Here is a 20,103-nt window from a genome sequence, read left to right as displayed (position 1 = left end):
GGTTACTATATATGCGTAACAAAGGATCTGTTCTAATAAAAAATGACAACCAACTAAACCATGCAGAATTAGCACAAATAGCATATTGGAAACCAATTACTGTAGGGGAAGTTCTTTATAACTACTGGGATTAAATTTTCACTAAGAAGAAAAGAATGGAGATATAACGATGGATTCAAGAAAAGCTATGTTGATGGAAATGCAGAAACTTATACATGAATATTCGCAAATGGGTAACCAACTAACTAATATTAATAAAGAACTCGTTTGGCAGGAACTAAACTTAACAGATGAAGAAGCCCTAAGTTTAAGTAGCGAAAATTTATCGCCAGCATCAATAAAAGCAATTGAAAAAATAGTTAAGGATAATATGATGGGCTTATTTCATGATTTTATGTGTTTAGTAGATGGCGTTTCAGATCCGAATGAAATTGAAATTGATAACGATGGAGTCTGGCTAGGTCTTTAAATAAAACCAAAGCACTTATTACCTGAACAAGAATTGGAAGATGAACATAGTGAATTAATGCTACATGACGAGGTTTATGATAGTTATTGGAACTGGAAAGACCAATTCGGGGAAAATGATGATAAAAACGGATAATACATTACTTAAACATCTACTTATGACCACTTCTGTTATGACCCTTATGATGTTTTTAACGATTGTTCTCCTCCCCGAGATATGGCATCTATCTAAAAATTATATGATCGCGATAGGAATTTATTGGGATAGGGGGAATACGTTATTAGTCTGACCAGATTTTTAGATTCATATACATATAGCTTTAAAAATAAATATTGTGATTAAATCTCCGAGTGTAAAATAACCTCATCTTCGTTCTATTATTAGTTAAGTAAACATTAAAGTATTTTAGTTATTATTAAAGTTTTATTATTTACACTTAGTGACGACAAATATGAACTTTTTATACAATGTGTGTAATAGTTAACGATATTTTTAATAAAATACGTTAGATGTTACTTCTATAGAAAAGGGGTCGCAGGAAGAAGAGTTTTTTAGTTTATGCATATTTTTATACATCGTTGATTTAACAAGGTTTCTCTTTGAGACAGAGCTTAGAAAAGTGTATAAAAAGCGCACCTTCTGTATGTGGTTTTATTTATTTGTTTGAAAATTCAATAAGTTACCACTATATTTTGTTTACATAATCCTAGTATAATGAGAGAGCGAGAAGAAAGAAGGGGTTATGTGTTGAAAAGTAAAATGAATCAGTTGTTTGCAGAACAAAAGAGTATTCATATACTGTATTCCTACGACCAGCAAGAAAATTATATACGACAAGTTGTAAGTTATATCCAAGAGGGGATTTTTGCTGGAGATTGCATTCTTCTTATTGAAAATGACCGTTTTTATCCTTTTATTCATGATCATTTGAAAATACTATTGACCACAGATCAAATGAAAATGATACATCGTATAAACAACTTTGATTTCTATTATTCAAGTGGTAGCTATCACCCTCCCGCCATTCTTAATTATTTTAATAAGAGCGTTCAGCCCTACTTAGAAAATAAAATTTCTTTCAGGTCATGGGCACATGTAGAATGGAGCACAATGGAAGATCCTTTACATCTAATCGAAGATTTTGAAAGAATAGTGGATAGTGCGGTGAATAAACTCTCATTCCCATTGATTTGTGCATACAAAGGAGAGAGAATGCCAGAGTATCTCAAAACTATTCTGATGGAAACACACCCTTATGTTCTCATTGAAGGTGATTTAATTACGTCTAAACAATACCGGCCATTAACTGATTTGGAATAAAGATAAAAAACGCTTAATCGATCATACTAAGCGTTTTTTATTTTTAAAGAAATCAATGGCTCCTTTTCATCCATTCAGTTTATTTACCACTATAAGCTTTTTCCTCGTATTCTTATGTCTCTTCAGGTTAGTTTTTCTATTTCGAGGTAGCTCTTTTTATTGTAAAGAAAGTCCGGTTTAATTATTTAGTTAACCTAATGGAAATCATAAATACAAAGAATAGAAAAGCATCATTCTCTTATACAGCCCTCATAAAAATACCGGTTTTGATAGGCAAAAATGTGGAATATCAAATGTAAGATTATTTTAAGAGGAAAGGGAGACAGGTATGTTTGGATGGAGTGATATGCCGAAACTATTATTTTCTTTTTTGATTGTCATTCCACTTGTGTCTGTTATTCACCAACTGGGGCACTCACTTATGGCTATCATTCTAGGAGGAAAGGTCGATTTTACCATTGGACAGGGGAGAACGATTTTTAGGTGGAAGAAAATTAAAATAAAATCTATTTATTTTTTGCACTCCTTTTGTATTTACGAAAAATTAAAGTATGATAACCGTTTTACTCATGCTTGTGTTTATGCTGGAGGTACCGTAGCTAATGTAGCGTCTATCCTTCTTGTGTATGGTTTAATTATGTTGGGTGTTCTCTCAAAGAATCTCTTTTCTTACCAATTTGTTTATTTCTCTATTTATTATATTGTTTTCTCGCTCTTACCCTTTGAATATTCAGAAACGAGTTTAAGTGATGGGCGAGCTATCTATGATGCATTAAGATATGGAAAGATAACGTGTAATCCGGATTAACAAAGGAAAGAAAAATGGCTAATTAAAACTGGACGTCCACAATGCGTATTAACGCGGCAACGGTACTGAAATAGATACTGATTAGTAATCAAGTCGTAATTCTTTAGATACTATGATGTAGCTACTGCAGTAAGTAAGGCGTAGATGGTTATATACGAGAAAAACTCTGATCAGGAAAAAAATAACAAGATTAATGAGTTTTAGTGAGGGGTAAAGTTAACTAAATAATTTAAAAGGAGGGAAGTAGTAATGGAGATTCTATGGATGCTAATTGTAGGTGGAATTATCGGGTGGCTCGCCGGTTTAATTACAGGACACGACGTTCCTGGAGGTATTATTGGTAATATTATCGCTGGCTTTATTGGTTCTTGGTTGGGCGGCCTTATCTTGGGAAGTTGGGGGCCAGTCATTGGCGGTTTTGCAATTATCCCAGCAATTATTGGATCAATCATTTTAGTATTAATTGTAAGCTTTCTTTTAAGAAAAATGGGTCAAAAAAAGAATCATGGTCATCATGTATAAAAATTGAAAAAACTTAAATTGGAGTGATTAAAAATGAGAGAAGAAAATAATTCTATGCTATATGATTTTGTTGAAGGTAATCAATTTGAACTAGATTCTTATCTTACTTATTTATTCGATCAAATTAATAATGATAGCGAAATTCTGTCAGAAGATTAATGAGATTACAGATATTTTATTGTAAAGAAACAGACAAAAAAACAATAAATCAAAATATAGTATAAGCGACCTTAGTAACTTTGTTTACAGTATATAGGGTCGCTTATTATTATGGAAAATATTTAAAAATAAAGTGCAGATATGCTTCATTACTGCAGTAGGTCAGGCGTAAACGGCCCTAGAATCTGCGCTTTTTTATAGGTTAGGGATTAGCTTCCTCACTTAAACTGAAGTATCTATTACTCAACCTTATTAAACATAAACAAAAGGCCCCTTTAAATTCTGAAGGGCCTGGTTATCATATATTTATATACTCTTCTTCATGCCACATTCTCTACATTCATGTAAGAAAACGCCACCTTTTACGGAGCTTTTGAAGTAAGCTGAGTTACAGTGATCGCAACGGCCACTAACCTTATTCGGAAATTCCACATAGTCATACACTTTATCAAAATCGATTTCTTGCTCTTTTATTTCTTCCAGGTTGATCATTCTTTTCTATTTGACTTTTATTAGATTAACACAATTAGGTCTATATAAAAGGTGTATGTTAAAATTACTTTGTTTTTTCCATAACAGTTCGTCGTTATTAAAATATTATTTACTTCTATGAGACCTGTCTAAATAAAATGTACGCGAAATGAATAATAATTTTCTTGATTTATCTGTCGTATATAAATATAATGTAACTGAAGTACGCAAAAAGAGAACATGAAATTAAAAATATACTTTTCGTTATTATCATTTTTTTGATTCCATTCATTACCTATATACAAGAAACGCATGTTTATTATAATGAGATTACAGTATGAAGAGGCTGAAGGAGATACCCCAACTTAATGCTGTAGTTTAGTTAATTAAGTTACACTTGAAATAAATCCTAAATTCCTTTAGCTTTCAGAGAAGATATATGTAGTTACTACGATTGAAATTTTTGAAAGCGATATCATTTAATTTGAAGAAAAACATTTTAAGAGATTTAATTATTTTAACAAGTTATAGAGATATCTAATGTTATGATTTCCTTATCTCTAAATAAAAGAAGAAGATATTTCTTTATCTGAAATGAAGGGATAATAGATTAAGGTACTCTTGTCTAACATTCATATAAATCTAGTAACAGTCACTTCTAGGTTTATATGAATGTTAGACAATAAACAGGATTTCAAAAGGTTAAAAGGATAATAGAAAATCTCTTTATAAATGATACTATATGCTCAGGTATATAAGGTGAGCCGAAAAAGTGTATTTTACATTAAAGATTTTGAAAACGCTTTACTGAAGGGGGGAGTTAATTTCAAATTATATGATTACCATTTATTTTAAAGATTATTTACACATTGGACTTATTTTTAATTATTGTCTTTTTTTATAGACGCTAGCCTAAGCATAGGCTCTCTTTAAGTGTTTTAATGAACTGTAAATTGAAAGGGGTTACAACTATGAAGAAATTGGGATTAGCTACACAAATATTTATTGGACTTGCGTTCGGGATTGCTATAGGCGCTATTTTTTATGGAAATAATACAGCGATGGCCACTCTTCAACCTTTAGGAGATATTTTTCTTCACCTAATCAAAATGATTGTTATTCCTATCGTTGTATCTGCACTAATCGTATCTATAGCTGGTGTAGGTGATATTAAAAAGCTAGGAAGACTAGGTGGAAAAACCATTCTTTATTTTGAAATTGTTACTACGATTGCATTAGCAGTGGGCTTATTAGCCGCAAATTTATTCCACCCAGGTAGTGGTATAGATATGGGAAACCTTGAGAAAGGTGACATATCCAAATATGAAGAAACATCTAAAACAACTGAGAGTGCAGGTGTAGCAGCTCAAATCGTTCATATTATCCCAACTAATATATTCCAATCATTAACTGAAGGAAATTTATTAGCGATTATCTTTTTCTCAGTCTTATTTGGTCTAGGAGTTGCAGCAATTGGGGAAAAAGGTAAACCAGTTTTAAACTTTTTTGAAGGCGTACTAGAATCCATGTTTTGGATGACAAACTTAGTTATGAAATTTGCTCCATTTGGGGTATTTGCTTTAATTAGTTTGAATGTCGCGAAGTTTGGAATCGGTTCATTGATTCCTTTAGGAAAGTTAGTACTCGTTATATATCTGACCATGATTTTCTTTGTTTTTGTAGTATTAGGTATTATTGCAAAGATGGCTGGAACTAATGTTTTAGTCCTTATAAAAATCTTAAAAGATGAGTTGATTTTAGCGTTTACAACCGCAAGCTCTGAAGCAGTATTGCCAAGGTTAATGACTAAAATGGAGAACTTTGGTTGTCCGAAAGCTGTCACATCATTTGTTATTCCGACAGGATATACCTTTAACCTTGATGGATCATCCATTTACCAAGCCATTGCTGCCCTTTTCATTGCACAAATGTATGGGATTCATTTATCTTTCGTAGAACAAATTACACTTTTACTTGTGTTGATGTTGACTTCTAAGGGAATGGCAGGAGTTGCGGGCGCCTCATTTGTTGTTGTATTAACAACATTGGGATCAATGGGATTACCTCTAGAAGGTATGGCATTCATTGCTGGTATTGATCGTATTTTAGATATGCTTCGTACATCTGTCAACGTAGTAGGTAACGCATTAGCTGCTATTGTGATGTCTAAGTGGGAAGGCGGATTCGACAAAGAAAAAGCAAAGCATTATACAGATTCTATTAGAAAATCGGACGTAGCATAAAAAAATTTCTTTTTATGTAAAGAAGGAGATCAATGTTATGACAAATATAGAAATACCAGAAAAACAAAATGTAAGAATTGAAAAAGATTTCCTAGGAACAAAAGAAGTTCCTAATTATGCTTATTATGGGATTCAAACTTTACGTGCAGTTGAAAACTTCCCAATAACAGGATATCAAATTCACCCAGAACTTATTAAAGCATTAGGGATCGTTAAAAAGGCTGCTGCTCTTGCTAACATGGAAACAAAAAGGTTATATGATGGGTTAGGTAATGCAATTATTGAAGCAGCAGACGAGGTTATTGAAGGGAAAAGAAACAATCAATTTATTGTTGATCCAATACAGGGCGGTGCGGGGACCTCAATGAATATGAATGCAAATGAGGTTATTGCAAATAGAGCTTTAGAGTTACTTGGTCACAAGAAAGGTTCTTATTCCGATTTAAGCCCTAATAGTCATGTAAACATGTCACAATCAACAAACGACGTATTCCCAACTGCTATCCATATTGCAACGCTTAATCTGTTAAATAAGTTACTGAAAACAATGAATTATATGTACAGTGTATTTCAGAAAAAGGCAGAACAATTTGATTCTATTATAAAGATGGGACGTACTCACCTACAGGATGCGGTTCCAATCCGTCTTGGTCAAGAATTTGAATCATATAGTCGTGTTCTTGAGCGCGATATGAAACGTATTAAGCAATCTTATGGACATTTATATGAGGTTAATATGGGAGCAACTGCAGTTGGAACGGGTTTAAATGCAGATCCACGTTATATCGAAAATGTTGTAAGATATCTAGCAAATATTAGTGGTTTACCACTTAAGAAGGCCAATCATCTTGTAGACGCGACTCAAAATACAGACGCTTATACAGAAGTCTCCGCTAGCTTAAAAGTTTGCATGATTAATATGTCTAAAATTGCGAATGATATCCGATTAATGGCGTCGGGTCCTCGTGCAGGATTAGCTGAACTTATATTACCAGCTCGTCAACCTGGTTCATCTATTATGCCTGGAAAGGTCAATCCTGTCATGCCTGAAATGATTAATCAAGTAGCTTTTCAAGTTATAGGTAATGATCATACAATTTGCCTGGCATCGGAAGCAGGTCAGCTTGAACTAAATGTGATGGAGCCTGTTCTTGTATTTAACTTGCTTCAGTCAATCAGTATTATGAATAACGCATTCCACGTCTTCACAGACCATTGTCTAAGAGGCATTGAAGCAAATGAGGGACGTTTAAAAGAGTATGTAGAAAAAAGTGTAGGGATTATTACAGCCGTAAATCCACATATCGGATATGAAGTAGCAGCACGAATTGCTAGAGAGGCTATTTTAAATGGAAAGTCGGTACGAGAACTATGTTTGCAATATGACGTATTGACTGAGGAGGAGCTTGAGTTAATTTTAAATCCCTATGAAATGACGAACCCAGGCATATCTGGCAGCTCTCTTTTTGACAGAAATTAATTTTTAACAGCTTGCTCCATATTAAGTTTATCGTATAAGCCACCTACTTGGGATATCCCTAGGTGGCTTATTTTCGGTATAAACGTCTAAAAATACCACATGCCATTCAAACCAGGCTATTTTTTATAGTCCAAGTACTACCTAAATGCTTTTCTTCATGGCACACTCTCGACGTTCACGTAGACGAATTCAACTTTTTATAGAACTTTTGAAGTAAGATAAATTGCAGTTATCGCATTGGACATTAACTTTATTCGGAAATTCAGCATAGTCGTAAACTTTATCAAGGATGATTTTTTGCTACTCTTTCTCTTCTATAAAGTAAAAAAGCAGTCCTTGAGTAGTTAAAGAACTGCTTTTTTACTTTATTCTATAACGAAGCTAACTCTTTCTTCTTCGTTCTCATGTGAAAAATAATTTCAAATCTGTATAGTAGAAAGGAATTTATAGAAAAGCTGTTAGGATTTATTTCCTTTAAATATGATCTTTCTTTTCTCCTGTTCAATCCGTTTTAACCGTAGTTCTATCTTTTTATCTAACGCTCTATATAGTATTTCGCTAGTTGCACATATCAAAAATAAGATTAGAGTAATAATTGCAGCCTGTGGTACATGAAAATAGAAACAAAGTACGACTACAAGTAGGGACATGGCGTAAATAGAGTTGGTTACCCATCTTCTACTTCTATAAGCTTCTAGGTTTCTCTCAAGTAATTCTTTTTGCCCTTCTTCTTTTTTTGTATCTTTTAAATGATGGTATGTAGAATTCATCGCTTTTTCTCCCCCATAAAAACTAATTGTAAATTATCTCTGTATTAAATATCCTATATGTTTCAATTAAGGAAAAATATGAGGTTTTTCCTTTTTTACATTATATACGAACAGATGTTCTTTTTCGATAAAAACTCTAAAGTTTTCCCGAATATGGATATCGCCTCTACTTCATCTTTCTACATTTTATAATGTAGGGGTCATTTACATAGTCATCCTTATTAAGCTTTAAATAAAAACCCACTGGGTGGATAGGCTACACTCAGTTGGACAGAATTTTTAAGGTCAAGTAGACTACAGATAACATACTAAAGGAGCATCTACAATGACCAGAAGAGAACGTCGAACATTTACAAAGAAATTTAAACAACAGATGGTGCAGCTGTATCAGAACGGAAAACCAAGAAAAGAGATTATTCATGAATATGACTTGACTCCTTCGACTTTAGATAAGTGGATAGAGCAAAGTCAAACATCTGGTTCGTTTAACGAAAAAGATAACCTGACCGAGGAACAAAAAGAACTGATGGAGCTTCGCAAACGAAATAAACAATTAGAAATGGAGAATGATATTTTAAAGCAAGCCGCGCTGATACTAGGACGAAAGTAAAAGTGATTAAAAATAACCAACACAAATACTCGATATCAGCAATGTGCAAAGTCCTACAACTCCCGAGAAGTACGTATTATTATGAAGCGAAGGAGCGTCCGACGGAAGATGACGTTACCTCTGCCATCATAGACATTTCCCATGCCAATCGTCAGGTTTATGTGACACGCAAAATTAAGTATGAGTTAAAGAAACAAGGGAAAGTTGTCTCAAGACGCCGCATTAGCCGCATCATGAAAGAGCAAGGTTTAGTTTCTATCTACACAGTCGCTCAGTTTAAACCATGTTCTACTGAACCAAATGAATCCGAACAAAAAAACAAATGGAACCGACGGTTCAAGCAAGAGAGAGTGTTGTCCGTTGTCGTCAGTGATCTCACGTATGTAAGAGTAGATAAAAAATGGTCTTACATATGTGTATTTGTCGATCTCTTTAATCGAGAAATCATTGGTTATAGTGTAGGCGCCAATAAGGATGCCCTCTTGGTTTATCGAGCGTTTGCATCCATAAAAGCAAATCTTCATCAAATTCAGCTCTTCCATACGGACCGAGGGAATGAATTTAAAAATAACCTCATAGATAAAGCACTAGAGACATTTACAATCGGAAGATCGTTAAGCATGAAACGTTGTCCATATGACAATGCGGTCGCTGAAGCCACCTTTAAAATCATTAAAACGGAATTTGTGAACGGGCGAAATTTCGCTAGTCTAGAAGAATTAACAAGGGAATTACAAGACTATGTCCATTGGTTTAATCACTTGCGTATCCACGGAACCCTTGATTATATGAGTCCTATTCAATACAAAATGAAACACCTTAAAAAAACTGTCTAGTTTAGTTTTAACATACCAATGGCAACAGATTAAAAGAAAAATGATGTTAATTTTCATTAGAGCATTTAAAAGAGCCTAGTAGGGGTCCTTCTCTATTTAACTTATTCGAGTATTTAAATGGTAAAGAAAACTAATTTTACCATTAAATACTAAAAGGTAGTATAATTACATTGTATTTCTGGTGAATCTAAAGGAGATAATAAGATGAAAAAAAACAACTTAAATCATGGCATTATAATTTTATTAGAGTTTTATCCTACGTGGTTAGCATTAACACGTGAAAAAAGAAGAGAGCTTGCGGAAGATTTATATTCAATAATTGAAAAGTACAATGAGAATGTTAAAGTGAAATTCTTTGACGCGGATGCGTTTGGAGACGGTACTTATACCGATTTCATCTTTTGTGAAACATCAGACTTAAAAATGTATCATTTTATGTGGGAAGAAATCCGTGATACATATGCTTATTCCAATGGCTACTTTAAAATTAAAAAAGTGATAATGGGATTACAGAATGCCTACCAAAAATTCGAGGAAGAATCCTTAGAAATGAGGCCTGAACACAGATAGAACCTTATTGTAATAAGAGAGAAATCGAGTATTTTAGGCTTTCTTCATTTATTTAGCAGCATATTTGCTCCAACAACAAAAGCAGTGTAATTTCAATCGTGAAATACGCTGCTTTTATACGCACATTTTCTTGTAGTGATCCCCAAAAATAGAATATCCTATTTTTCAGATACAACATTTACAGATTCCATGAAGGGCTTCATTAAGCGTATACAGCTTGTATTAACGCAGTAACGTTACTGAAATAGGTGATGAAGTTAAGATTCTTTAGATACTATGTAGCTACTGCAGTAATCTTGTCTGTCTAATCGGAAAAGAACAAAGAACCCTTACCGCAGTAGGTAAGAGTTAGCCAATTATGTAAGAAGGAATGAGTTTTTATATGCTGTATCTATTCCTAATAGTCCACCTTTTGCATAAAGTAAATGAGAGTTCAGAAGCTTCCCTAACTATTGAAGATAAATGTGATATTTTAGTGAGCTCTTGAAGTAAGCTGACTTGCAGTGATTGCAACAGCTCCTAATCTTATACAGAAATTCAGCATACTTCTCTTATTTCAGATCAAAATATTTCCAAAATTAAACTAGTTGATTAATTAACCTTCTGGTATATATAATTAAATATATAGTGCTACTTAACTTGTAAGGTTTCACCTAACTCTCACTAAGTCCTTAGAATAAAAACATAAATAGAAATGGGAATTAGTTGTAAAAATTCAAAGGAGTACGAAAGGGGATACATCTATGAAGAAAAAAGTGACGTATTTTTTCATTGGTCTCGTTGCAATAATCATGGTAGGTTTTCTTGGTTTCTTTACATGGTCACAACAAACGTATGAACCATCTCAAAAACTTTATACACTTGTGAATAAAAAGGACATTAAGTATGAAAACGATTGGATTATTTTTAACTCGAAAAATAATAATCAAGTGGGAATTGTGTTGTATCCTGGAGCAAAAGTAGAACCGGAAGCGTACAGCTATTACGGTAAACAATTAGCAAAACAAGGTTATTTAGTGGCTATACCTAATGTGAACTTTAACTTTGCATTATTTGACTCTAATAAAGCACAGGAGATAATAGATGCTCACTCCTCTGTCCAAAAATGGGTTGTAGGTGGTCATTCCTTAGGCGGGGTTACTGCATCTAAATTTGCTTATAATTATCCTAAAGAAATTGATGGTGTGTTCTTGTTAGGTTCTTATCCAGATGAAGGAACTGATTTCTCAAATAAGAATCTTCCTATGCTTTCAATTTATGGTGAAAAAGATGGTTTATCAACCGTAGAAAAAATTGAAGATACAAAGCATTTATTGTCCCAACAAACAACCATGCATGAAATAAAAGGTGGTAATCATGGTCAATTTGGCATTTATGGAGCACAGAAAGGTGACTCTAAATCATCTATATCTGTAAAGAGACAACAGAACGAAATGGTTCGTGTTACTTCAACATGGTTAAAAGAAAATATTAACTAATTAATGGTTTGTTATAAGAGAATTTTGTTGAAGGGTGACTTTTATGAATTCAATAGATCTTTTAATCAAAGCCTTAAGAGCAAAAAACATTCCAGTTCAAAAGGTAAAAGTAAAAAATAATACGCGCAAGGAGTGGAAAAGTTGCCAATTGCTAAATGAACAAAAGCAACTTTGGGATGTGACACTAAAATAAATTATAAGACTTAGCTTTTAGTTTCGACTTAAATAATCAAGGAGAAAAAAATGATTGATACAATACTCTATTTTCTGTTTAGTATTTGCTATTTAACGTTGCTGATTTTAAGCATAAAGCTTATTAAAAAAAGAAATGTATCCTTTTATATGGTATTTCTACCTCTTGTAATAGTTGGTTTGATTTACGATAATATCATTATTTTTGTGGGATCATTTATTGGGGAAGGTAATGTACTCCTTCTTCTTAGTATGTTTCGCTTTTGGTTCCATGCTTTATTCACGCCTACTCTTTTACTTTTTGCTTATGGAGTAGCTAAACAATCTAACCTTCAATGGGTTAACAAATTTATATTCAAAATCATCTTCCTAATGAGTACACTTGCTCTTATTAGTTATGAGATTATAGAAACGATTAATAAAAATCCGGAGGTATTACGCGAGTATGGCATTGTTCGATATACTCTTGTAGGAGCCTCTGGTCCACCTTTAATGGTTATTATTGTGGCATTCATTTTACTTGTTGTTGGAGTTTCTCTCTATCGCGAAACACGATGGAAGATAATGATGATTGGAGTAGCTCTTATGGTTGCAGGAAGTGCTATACCCATTAACCTTCCAAGTACAGCTATAATAAATATCTTTGAGCTATTCTTTATTTGTTCTTTATTTTTAACTCAGCGTTATGTTACTTTTTCAATACATGATAAAGATTAAATTGATGTCTTTTATTCTTATGAGATGCTTCATTTAACAAAATCTTTATTTTAAAATGTAAGTATATATGTCTAATTTTAATAAGGAAAAAGAAGAATGGATACCCATTCTTCCTTCAGCCATCATTATAAAATTGTCTTAGAAACATCCCCCTGCCAAGCGGTTGTTCAGTCATTTGTACAAAACGTTTTGTGATTTCGCCACCTATTGATTCGTTTGCAGGTGCAGTTGTATTAGCACCAAGGTTTACACCAAATTCGCTCGCGATTTCATATTTCATTTGATCGATTGCTTGTTCAGCACCGTATACTAATAATTCGTTGTTGTTGCTGCTTTTGTTGTTTGCCATGTAGGAGAAAAAGGATGATAAAACAAGAATATCAAGTAAGCAGGAAGAACACCGTAGATTGCCAGCCTCTTGTTTGCAGCCGTAGTAAGACGAGAATACATTAAACAGATAGATAAGTTATGCTACAATAGAGATGGGAATAATACGTGAATCATCTAATGTATTCAACGTAGCGAAAAGCCACTTGTAGTATACAAGTGGCTTTTACTTATTAGAAATCTATATACTTTTATTTACATTGATTAATTAAAGATTGAAAAATACATATAGACGAGGTGTGAAAAATGATTCATCTATATACGACAACCAGCTGTATTTCTTGTCGAAAAGCAAAGGCTTGGCTTGAGAAACATCAAATTGATTATATTGAGAGAAATTTATCGTATGAACCTATTACAGAAGATGAAATTAAGACTATTCTTAGTATGACAGAAAAGGGTACAGATGAAATTATTTCTACAAGATCATAAAATAATGCAAATTGGATATAAAGAAGAAGAGATAAGAGCTTTTATTCCTCGGAAACTTCGTTCTCTCACGATGACAGAACAGGCAGTAATAGGTGATTATTAGAGGGTAAAAGAGGAGCGATTAACGGATGCCTTACGTTTTAAAGTAGTTTGTAATACAAGGTCTCGTCAGTGTAATAGAGTAAATATTTCTAATTCTAAAAATAAGTCAACACAACTACATTTACATTTACATAATTAGGAGAAGGGTAAAAATCACTCTCCTTTTACTATATAAGCTCTATACTTAGATACTCTTCTTCATGCTGCAATCTCGACATTCACGTAAGAAAATGCCACCTTTTACCGAACTTTTGAAGTAAGCTGAGCTGCAGTTGTCGCACCTACCACTGACCTTATTATCAAGACTTAAGTTGAAAAAAGATAGATAAATAAAAGGTTTTTATATATTTTATACGACTAATATGTAATGTCTCTTTTTATTCAACTCATGAATCTAGTACAATGATGATAAGCATAAATTAACCGTTTAGTAGCGTTTTTAAGGCTTTATCAATTTCTCTTCTCAAGTAGTGAACTTACTAAAAAATTCTAGAGCAAGTATTCTCCGAACAGACCAAAGTGATACAATTATTATCACTGGTGATGGAACATCTTATTCTGTTAAAAAATCGAGGTAATTATGAAAAAGATAAAAGGTATTATTGATCGGTTTGAAGAGGGATTTGCTGTTGTGGAAATCAGAGGCGAGACAAAGGACTACCCTAAAGATATCTTCCCTCGAGATACATAAGTTGGGAACGTGGTTTATATCATCGGAGACAAAGTTGAGGTTGATAAAAGCGAAACGAAAAAACTCTCAAAAGAAATTGAAGACCTAATAAATGAGGTTTGGGAAGATTAAACGCTCTTACTAATTGTATACAAAGTTATATAGATATCATGTGATTCAAAAAGCCGAGAGTTACCGTTTCGGCTTTTTTGTTATGACATATTACGGGAACTGTTTATTTACATAAAACCATTTAAGGCTTGAGATTTAAGTACATCATACATTCTTTTGGAAATAAAAAAACATTAAGTCAATTAGTTAGGGATATATTTTAGGAACTGATAAATCTATCTCCGTACTTATTGGATTTATCTCACTCTTGCTTTAGTAATGTTATTAATAGTAATATTATAACTATGAAAAATAAAATTAAAAAATCACCTCTTGCTTTAGCTATACTTTGTCTCCTCGTTGAAGAGCCTATGCATCCATATCGTATGCAACAGCTTATTAAAGAGAGAGGAAAGGATGAAGTTATTAACGTTCGTTATCGAAATAGCATCTATCAAACCATTGATCGTTTGCATCGCGATAGAGCGGTTGTCATTCAAGAGAAAAAGCAGAACGAAGGGAGACCAGATTTAATTGTTTATGAAGTAACAGAAGAAGGGAGAGAAGCTGCGTACGAGTGGATAAGAGAAATGCTTTCTACACCCAAACAGGAATTCTTAGAATTTCCAGCTGCTATTTCTTTCCTCCCTCTTTTAACACCTGAAGACGCGAAAGAGCAACTTCAAAAAAGAGTGCTGGCTTTAGAGCAAACATTAGCTTACGTAGAAAAACAGATGGAAATAGCGACAAGTAGGGGGATTCCACGCTTATTCTTACTTGAGGTGGAATATCAGAGAACTATGTCACTAGCTGAGTTAGAATGGATCCAATCTACCATCGACGATATTCAAGATGAAAAATTAAAATGGGATTGGGAATGGTTACGCGAGATATCGTTATATCTTAATTCTAAAGAAGAACCAGTGGACTAGCCTTGGCTGGTGCTTGTTCAGTTATTTAGAATTTACACACTTTCAGAATTTATTGTGTTACAAAAGGAGAAAAATGATTAAATATGAATGCAAAACAAGGTAATTTAAAGCTAGTGCTGGCAGGTCTTTTGCTAGCAATTTTAATGGCGTCTATGGACAACACCATTGTCGCTACTGCTATGGGAACTATAGTTGGAGAGCTTGGTGGGCTCGATAAATTTGTCTGGGTTACATCAGCTTATATGGTAGCCGAAATGGCGGGAATGCCAATATTCGGTAAGCTCTCAGATATGTTTGGACGTAAGTTGTTTTTTATTTTTGGACTAATCGTCTTTTTAATTGGATCCATTTTGTGTGGTACAGCAGAAAGTATTATCCAACTCAGTATTTACCGAGCAATTCAAGGGATTGGCGGCGGAGCACTTATCCCAATTGCTTTTACTATTATGTTTGATACGGTTCCTGTTGAGAAACGTGGTAAACTAGGTGGTTTATTTGGAGCAGTTTTTGGTTTGTCGAGTATTTTTGGGCCTTTGTTAGGTGCTTATATTACAGATTACATCAACTGGCACTGGGTATTTTATGTGAATATTCCTTTGGGACTTCTAGCATTAGCATTTATCGTATTTTTCTACAAGGAATCACCAGTGCATACCAAACAAAAAATTGATTGGTGGGGTGCTGTAACTCTGGTTGGCTCTATTGTCAGCTTAATGTTTGCCTTAGAGCTTGGCGGTAATAAATATGAGTGGAGTTCTGGAGAAATCTTAAGTTTATTCATTGCTTTTGTCGTATTATTTGTTGCTTTTATTTTAATTGAAAGAAAAGTAAAAGATCCTATTATATCTTTTCAAATGTTCAAAGTTCGTTTATTTACTACAAGTAACCTCTTGGGTCTTTTTAGTGGGATGGCATTCATCACGGCTTCAGTTTATATCCCTATCTATATCCAAGGTGTGCTTGGAGGAACAGCTACTAACTCAGGTCTTGTATTGCTTCCGATGATGTTAGGCTCTGTCGTTTCAGCCACAACCGGTGGTTTTCTAATGAATAAATTAAGCTATCGTAGTATTATGATTGTCGTTACAATTATTCTAGGAGCAGGTGTATTCTTACTAACAACGTTGAGTCCTGATACAAGTCGTTTCTTGGTTACAATCTATATGATTCTTACAGGACTAGGAATTGGAGCAACATTCTCTGTTCTTAGTAACGCAGCAATTCATCATTTTGAGCCGGCACAAAGAGGATCCGTTAACTCAACCGTTTCTTTTATTCGCTCATTAGGCATGACGCTTGGTATTACCATTTTTGGAATCATTCAACGGGACGAATTTTCTTCTAAACTTAAGGAGATTTTTGCAGGACAAGATCAAATGGTCAACAACCCAACATTTAACGATCCTCGCGTAATTCTTGCGCCTGAGGCTCGTGCTCATATCCCAGCACCTGTGTTAGATAAAATTGTAGGAGTTCTTTCTTCTTCTATCGCCCATACATTTATGTGGGCGCTCATTCCTACCGTGCTTGCATTTGTGGCCGCACTAATAATGAGCAAAGAACAACTAAAAACATCTCTGGAAAATGAAATGTCGAATAAAAAAATGAAAATAAACAATTAAAGTAATTCAGTTATAATAAGAGTTAATAACTTTATAGATATTCATAATAAAAAAGAAGTTATCCCTTGATAACTTCTTTTTTATTTTAATATGCATGTGTAATCAATATCACAAGGAATAGTAGAGACCAAGCAGTTCCAAGAATCATGAATGAGACCCGCGTGAGTTTTTCTGCTGACACCTTTCTACATAAAAACAGCTTATATGGTTAAAGTAATAAAAACTAAAAGAAGGGTGTTTAAATCTATGCCTTCGTTTTTTAAAGATCGTAAACAAAAAAAGAAACGAACACAGGATAAAGAGAACCAAGATACTAATCATCAAGAAGAATTGATACAAATTTCTTTGTCAGACAATCTCAACATAATCAAACAAAAAACTGGAAATAGTTCAGATGTCGTCATTCGAGAGATAAAAATAGGAGAAAATTATAACATGAGAACGGCAATTGTCTATATAGAAGGAATTGTAGACAATCAATCGATTCAAGAGTACATTTTGCAATCTATCATGAAAGATAATAATAAGAACGAAATAAATCGATACAATGTGATAGATTTGTTTTCTAAAGATATAATGACGATTGGAAACATATCTCCCATCACTAATTTTGATGATTTATTTGGAGCTTTAATGGCAGGAGATACTCTTATCTTAGTGGATGGAGTAGAACAAGCGTTAAGTGCTAGTACAGCAGGCGGTGAGAAACGTTCTATTGCGGAATCTACTACCGAGATGGTTGTGCGAGGACCAAAAGGAGCGTTTACAGAGTCCCTGGGAACAAATACAGCTATGGTACGTCGCATCATTAAGACTCCCGATTTATGGATGGAATCTATAAAAGTTGGACGTGTAACAAAGACAGATGTAACGTTCATGTACATACATGGCATTGCCAATGATAAAGTTGTTAATGAAGTTCGTGAGCGATTAGAACGAATTGACATTGATAGCATCTTGGAGTCAGGTTATATTGAACAATTGATAGAGGATCAAACAGCTACTCCTTTTCCAACTGTATACAACACGGAAAGACCTGACGTTGTAGCAGGAAATCTGTTAGAAGGACGCATTGCTATATTTGTGGATGGAACCCCTTTTGTACTTATTGCACCAGCTGTGTTTATACAGTTTTTCCAATCGGCTGAAGATTATTATGCGCGTTTTGATATTGCGACTTCTATTCGTCTTTTGCGTATTTTGATGTTTATGATTTCGCTAATTGCGCCAGCTACATACGTGGCAGTTACAACTTTTCATCAAGAAATGGTACCAACAACTCTTATTGTCGCAATCGCAGCACAAAGAGAGGCCGTTCCCTTTCCAGCCTTCGTAGAAGCTTTACTAATGGAATTAACCTTTGAGATTTTACGAGAAGCAGGTATACGTTTGCCAAAAGCCATTGGTTCAGCCGTCTCGATTGTTGGAGCTCTCGTAATTGGTCAAGCAGCTGTTCAAGCAAGTATTGTGTCCCCCGCAATGGTCATTATTGTATCGATTACAGCCATTGCAAGTTTTGCTACACCTTCTTTTAATATGGCCATTTCAGCTCGCTTAATTCGTTTTTTATTTATGATTGGTGCAGCAACATTTGGTTTCTATGGTATTATTTTATGTCTTCTACTGATCGTTGTACATTTGTCTAGCTTACGGTCGTTTGGAATTCCTTATATGTCTCCATTTGCTCCCTTTATCCCCGTTGACAATGGTGACACTGTTGTAAGGCTACCATGGTGGACGTTGAGACAGAGACCTCGATTAGTTACTTCTAACACGATTCGGGAAGCTGAAGATCAACAGCCACGTCCTCCTGCATCTCGTAATATGGTAAATCGTGATTTTGAAGAGGGTGACAACAATGAAGCGTAGAGCAATTTTTCTATTATTGATAGCGACAATGACACTATTTCTTACAAGTTGTTGGAGTAAAAAAGAATTAACAGACCTTGCTATTGTCGCAGCTCTGGGCATTGATAAAACAAAAGATGGAAGATATCACATAACGCTTCAAATTATTAATCCTGGTAACGTTGCAGGAGGAATGCAAGGAGGAGGTGGAGGCACACAAAGCCCTCCTATTACAATCTATTCAGCTTCAGGGGATAATTTAGTCGAAGCAAGTAGACGAGCTTCCGGACGAATCTCTCGACGATTATATTATGCCCATACAAATTTGGTTGTAGTTGGAGAGAAATTAGCCAAAGAAGAAGGGCTAAATACCTTAATTGATGGTCTAGATCGAGATCCAGAGTTTCGGAATACATCAACAATTGTGATTGCTAATCATTCTTCTGCAGCTGATATTGTAAAAACGCTAACTCCCGTTGATAAGATTCCAGCAAACAAAATACTGAAAACCTTAGAATTTACACAAAGAAAATGGGGAGAGAATTTAAAAACATCCCTCCAAGAGGTGATGAAGAGCCTTGAATCTTCTGGAAGAGGAACCGTTGTATCAGGTTTTCGTCTAGTGGGTAATCCTCAGGAAGCACAAAAGCTAGATAACCTTCAGGAAAGTGCACCAGAAGCAACACTTCAAGCTTCTGGTATTGCAGTATTAAAAGAGGGAAAACTAGTCGATTGGTTATATGGAAAACCAGCACTAGGAACAGTATGGCTCCTTGATAAAGTTCAAGGTACTGATGTTGATATTGATTGGGAAGGAAAGAAACAAGCCATTGCTTACCAAACTGTAAGACAAAAAACAATTGTCACTGGGCAAGTAAAGAATGGCCAACCGCATATTTCTGTTCATACACGTGTTGAAGGAGATATTGGTGATATGGAGGTACCTGTTGATATTACGAATCCAGAGATCATCACAAAGATGGAACAATCCGTAAGGCAAAAGATTAAAAAAGACTTAAAGATGGCTATTAGACGAGCACAAAAAAACAGAACAGATATTCTAGGATTTGGCGAGGTAATTCATCGTACTAGACCGAATCAATTTAAAAAACTAGAATCAGAATGGAATGATGTGTATTTTCCAAAAATAGATGTGGATATTACAGTGGAGGCCTATATACGTCGAGCTGGTTTGCGAAATAAATCTTTCCTTTCAGGAGTAAAAGAAAATCAAAAGTAAAGAAAGGGAGGTGCCATTCAACTCTTTATTTTAATGGACCTATACCAACTAGGAAGTGATTTAATGGTACCTCTTGTTATCGTGATTTTTGTCATTCTTCTTTTGATAGATTTT

General features: G+C 34.3%; 20 protein-coding genes and 1 pseudogene. 18 read left to right on the top strand and 3 right to left on the bottom strand.

From position 1 onward, the window contains the following. Positions 1 to 169 precede the first annotated feature (169 nt). The 5 genes from SCI76_RS05365 to SCI76_RS05345 all read left to right on the top strand — a co-directional run bounded on the left by SCI76_RS05365 (position 170) and on the right by SCI76_RS05345 (position 3,278). Positions 170 to 469: a hypothetical protein gene (locus SCI76_RS05365; RefSeq protein WP_221833571.1), complete on the top strand. Its 300-nt coding sequence runs from the start codon at positions 170 to 172 to the stop codon at positions 467 to 469. Positions 470 to 1,213: 744 nt separating this feature from the next. Further along, positions 1,214 to 1,789 carry an MEDS domain-containing protein gene (locus tag SCI76_RS05360; RefSeq protein ID WP_080968572.1) on the top strand — a complete coding sequence of 192 codons (576 nt, stop codon included), beginning with the start codon at positions 1,214 to 1,216 and terminating at the stop codon, positions 1,787 to 1,789. 328 nt (positions 1,790 to 2,117) lie between these two features. Continuing rightward, the gene (locus SCI76_RS05355; RefSeq protein WP_063247027.1) at positions 2,118 to 2,597 is read left to right on the top strand and encodes a site-2 protease family protein; all 480 of its coding nucleotides are present in this window, start codon (positions 2,118 to 2,120) and stop codon (positions 2,595 to 2,597) included. Between the two features lie 249 nt (positions 2,598 to 2,846). Continuing rightward, positions 2,847 to 3,119 carry a GlsB/YeaQ/YmgE family stress response membrane protein gene (locus tag SCI76_RS05350; protein WP_048018696.1) on the top strand — a complete coding sequence of 91 codons (273 nt, stop codon included), beginning with the start codon at positions 2,847 to 2,849 and terminating at the stop codon, positions 3,117 to 3,119. A 33-nt stretch (positions 3,120 to 3,152) separates the two neighbouring features. Continuing rightward, positions 3,153 to 3,278: a hypothetical protein gene (locus tag SCI76_RS05345; RefSeq protein ID WP_255219823.1), complete on the top strand. Its 126-nt coding sequence runs from the start codon at positions 3,153 to 3,155 to the stop codon at positions 3,276 to 3,278. A 306-nt stretch (positions 3,279 to 3,584) separates the two neighbouring features. On the opposite strand, the gene SCI76_RS05340 is transcribed toward SCI76_RS05345, so the two are convergent. Next, a complete protein-coding gene (locus SCI76_RS05340) occupies positions 3,585 to 3,770 on the bottom strand; it encodes a hypothetical protein (RefSeq protein ID WP_243494471.1) in 186 nt (61 codons plus the stop codon). Positions 3,771 to 4,720: 950 nt separating this feature from the next. On the opposite strand from SCI76_RS05340, the gene SCI76_RS05335 reads away from it, so the two are divergent. Further along, positions 4,721 to 5,992, top strand: coding sequence for a cation:dicarboxylate symporter family transporter (locus SCI76_RS05335; protein WP_328180221.1), 1,272 nt, complete (start codon positions 4,721 to 4,723; stop codon positions 5,990 to 5,992). A 37-nt stretch (positions 5,993 to 6,029) separates the two neighbouring features. After that, a complete protein-coding gene (aspA, locus tag SCI76_RS05330) occupies positions 6,030 to 7,472 on the top strand; it encodes an aspartate ammonia-lyase (RefSeq protein ID WP_275211318.1) in 1,443 nt (480 codons plus the stop codon). A 458-nt stretch (positions 7,473 to 7,930) separates the two neighbouring features. Here the strand turns inward: aspA and SCI76_RS05325 are convergent, their stop codons facing one another. After that, positions 7,931 to 8,242: a hypothetical protein gene (locus SCI76_RS05325; protein WP_328180219.1), complete on the bottom strand. Its 312-nt coding sequence runs from the start codon at positions 8,240 to 8,242 to the stop codon at positions 7,931 to 7,933. Positions 8,243 to 8,567: 325 nt separating this feature from the next. Here SCI76_RS05325 and SCI76_RS05320 point away from each other — a divergent pair. The 5 genes from SCI76_RS05320 (at position 8,568) to SCI76_RS05300 (ending at position 12,645) form a co-directional block, all read left to right on the top strand. Continuing rightward, positions 8,568 to 9,688, top strand: a protein-coding gene (locus SCI76_RS05320; protein ID WP_275211317.1) for an IS3 family transposase whose coding sequence is annotated in 2 segments (ribosomal slippage) — positions 8,568 to 8,817 and positions 8,817 to 9,688 — 1,122 coding nt in all. Because the reading frame shifts where the segments join, the coding sequence is not laid out codon by codon here. Between the two features lie 204 nt (positions 9,689 to 9,892). Next, positions 9,893 to 10,258 carry a darcynin family protein gene (locus SCI76_RS05315; protein ID WP_048018706.1) on the top strand — a complete coding sequence of 122 codons (366 nt, stop codon included), beginning with the start codon at positions 9,893 to 9,895 and terminating at the stop codon, positions 10,256 to 10,258. 743 nt (positions 10,259 to 11,001) lie between these two features. Continuing rightward, positions 11,002 to 11,736 carry an alpha/beta fold hydrolase gene (locus SCI76_RS05310; RefSeq protein ID WP_063247031.1) on the top strand — a complete coding sequence of 245 codons (735 nt, stop codon included), beginning with the start codon at positions 11,002 to 11,004 and terminating at the stop codon, positions 11,734 to 11,736. A gap of 43 nt (positions 11,737 to 11,779) precedes the next feature. Continuing rightward, positions 11,780 to 11,929, top strand: coding sequence for a hypothetical protein (locus SCI76_RS05305; protein ID WP_155726308.1), 150 nt, complete (start codon positions 11,780 to 11,782; stop codon positions 11,927 to 11,929). Between the two features lie 50 nt (positions 11,930 to 11,979). Continuing rightward, a complete protein-coding gene (locus SCI76_RS05300; protein WP_063247032.1) occupies positions 11,980 to 12,645 on the top strand; it encodes a hypothetical protein in 666 nt (221 codons plus the stop codon). A gap of 115 nt (positions 12,646 to 12,760) precedes the next feature. On the opposite strand, the gene SCI76_RS05295 is transcribed toward SCI76_RS05300, so the two are convergent. Continuing rightward, positions 12,761 to 12,994 carry an alpha/beta-type small acid-soluble spore protein gene (locus SCI76_RS05295; protein ID WP_063247033.1) on the bottom strand — a complete coding sequence of 78 codons (234 nt, stop codon included), beginning with the start codon at positions 12,992 to 12,994 and terminating at the stop codon, positions 12,761 to 12,763. Positions 12,995 to 13,278: 284 nt separating this feature from the next. Here SCI76_RS05295 and SCI76_RS05290 point away from each other — a divergent pair. The 6 genes and pseudogenes from SCI76_RS05290 to SCI76_RS05265 all read left to right on the top strand — a co-directional run bounded on the left by SCI76_RS05290 (position 13,279) and on the right by SCI76_RS05265 (position 19,989). Continuing rightward, a pseudogene (locus SCI76_RS05290) lies at positions 13,279 to 13,567 on the top strand (glutaredoxin domain-containing protein). Between the two features lie 579 nt (positions 13,568 to 14,146). Next, the gene (locus SCI76_RS05285) at positions 14,147 to 14,257 is read left to right on the top strand and encodes a DUF3006 domain-containing protein (protein WP_231099182.1); all 111 of its coding nucleotides are present in this window, start codon (positions 14,147 to 14,149) and stop codon (positions 14,255 to 14,257) included. 395 nt (positions 14,258 to 14,652) lie between these two features. Continuing rightward, on the top strand, positions 14,653 to 15,279 hold the full coding sequence (locus SCI76_RS05280) for a PadR family transcriptional regulator (protein ID WP_063247034.1): 627 nt from the start codon (positions 14,653 to 14,655) through the stop codon (positions 15,277 to 15,279). Positions 15,280 to 15,362: 83 nt separating this feature from the next. After that, positions 15,363 to 16,901, top strand: a complete 1,539-nt coding sequence (locus SCI76_RS05275; protein ID WP_063247035.1) for an MDR family MFS transporter — start codon at positions 15,363 to 15,365, stop codon at positions 16,899 to 16,901. A gap of 246 nt (positions 16,902 to 17,147) precedes the next feature. Continuing rightward, complete coding sequence (locus SCI76_RS05270) at positions 17,148 to 18,770, top strand: spore germination protein (RefSeq protein ID WP_168760637.1); 1,623 nt, start codon at positions 17,148 to 17,150, stop codon at positions 18,768 to 18,770. Further along, positions 18,760 to 19,989, top strand: a complete 1,230-nt coding sequence (locus tag SCI76_RS05265) for a Ger(x)C family spore germination protein (RefSeq protein ID WP_221833565.1) — start codon at positions 18,760 to 18,762, stop codon at positions 19,987 to 19,989. The genes SCI76_RS05270 and SCI76_RS05265 overlap by 11 nt, the downstream gene beginning before the upstream one ends. Positions 19,990 to 20,103: the final 114 nt, after the last annotated feature.

The sequence above is a fragment of the Priestia sp. HNGD-A6 genome, from assembly GCF_045784335.1.
In the GTDB taxonomy this organism is placed as follows: Bacteria; Bacillota; Bacilli; order Bacillales; family Bacillaceae_H; genus Priestia; species Priestia zanthoxyli.
Note: the sequence above shows the minus strand (reverse complement) of the source record. Positions and strands in the feature narration are given on the sequence as shown.

Bases quoted from the DNA above. Each gene is read 5' to 3' on its own strand.
- SCI76_RS05305 (WP_155726308.1), top strand. From the start codon at position 11,780: ATGAATTCAATAGATCTTTTAATCAAAGCCTTAAGAGCAAAAAACATT.
- SCI76_RS05335 (WP_328180221.1), top strand. From the start codon at position 4,721: ATGAAGAAATTGGGATTAGCTACACAAATATTTATTGGACTTGCGTTC.
- SCI76_RS05285 (WP_231099182.1), top strand. From the start codon at position 14,147: ATGAAAAAGATAAAAGGTATTATTGATCGGTTTGAAGAGGGATTTGCT.
- SCI76_RS05295 (WP_063247033.1), bottom strand. From the start codon at position 12,994: ATGGCAAACAACAAAAGCAGCAACAACAACGAATTATTAGTATACGGT.
- SCI76_RS05325 (WP_328180219.1), bottom strand. From the start codon at position 8,242: ATGAATTCTACATACCATCATTTAAAAGATACAAAAAAAGAAGAAGGG.
- SCI76_RS05310 (WP_063247031.1), top strand. From the start codon at position 11,002: ATGAAGAAAAAAGTGACGTATTTTTTCATTGGTCTCGTTGCAATAATC.
- SCI76_RS05280 (WP_063247034.1), top strand. From the start codon at position 14,653: ATGAAAAATAAAATTAAAAAATCACCTCTTGCTTTAGCTATACTTTGT.
- SCI76_RS05345 (WP_255219823.1), top strand. From the start codon at position 3,153: ATGAGAGAAGAAAATAATTCTATGCTATATGATTTTGTTGAAGGTAAT.
- SCI76_RS05265 (WP_221833565.1), top strand. From the start codon at position 18,760: ATGAAGCGTAGAGCAATTTTTCTATTATTGATAGCGACAATGACACTA.
- SCI76_RS05275 (WP_063247035.1), top strand. From the start codon at position 15,363: ATGAATGCAAAACAAGGTAATTTAAAGCTAGTGCTGGCAGGTCTTTTG.
- SCI76_RS05315 (WP_048018706.1), top strand. From the start codon at position 9,893: ATGAAAAAAAACAACTTAAATCATGGCATTATAATTTTATTAGAGTTT.
- SCI76_RS05365 (WP_221833571.1), top strand. From the start codon at position 170: ATGGATTCAAGAAAAGCTATGTTGATGGAAATGCAGAAACTTATACAT.
- SCI76_RS05340 (WP_243494471.1), bottom strand. From the start codon at position 3,770: ATGATCAACCTGGAAGAAATAAAAGAGCAAGAAATCGATTTTGATAAA.
- SCI76_RS05270 (WP_168760637.1), top strand. From the start codon at position 17,148: ATGCCTTCGTTTTTTAAAGATCGTAAACAAAAAAAGAAACGAACACAG.
- aspA (WP_275211318.1), top strand. From the start codon at position 6,030: ATGACAAATATAGAAATACCAGAAAAACAAAATGTAAGAATTGAAAAA.
- SCI76_RS05355 (WP_063247027.1), top strand. From the start codon at position 2,118: ATGTTTGGATGGAGTGATATGCCGAAACTATTATTTTCTTTTTTGATT.
- SCI76_RS05350 (WP_048018696.1), top strand. From the start codon at position 2,847: ATGGAGATTCTATGGATGCTAATTGTAGGTGGAATTATCGGGTGGCTC.
- SCI76_RS05300 (WP_063247032.1), top strand. From the start codon at position 11,980: ATGATTGATACAATACTCTATTTTCTGTTTAGTATTTGCTATTTAACG.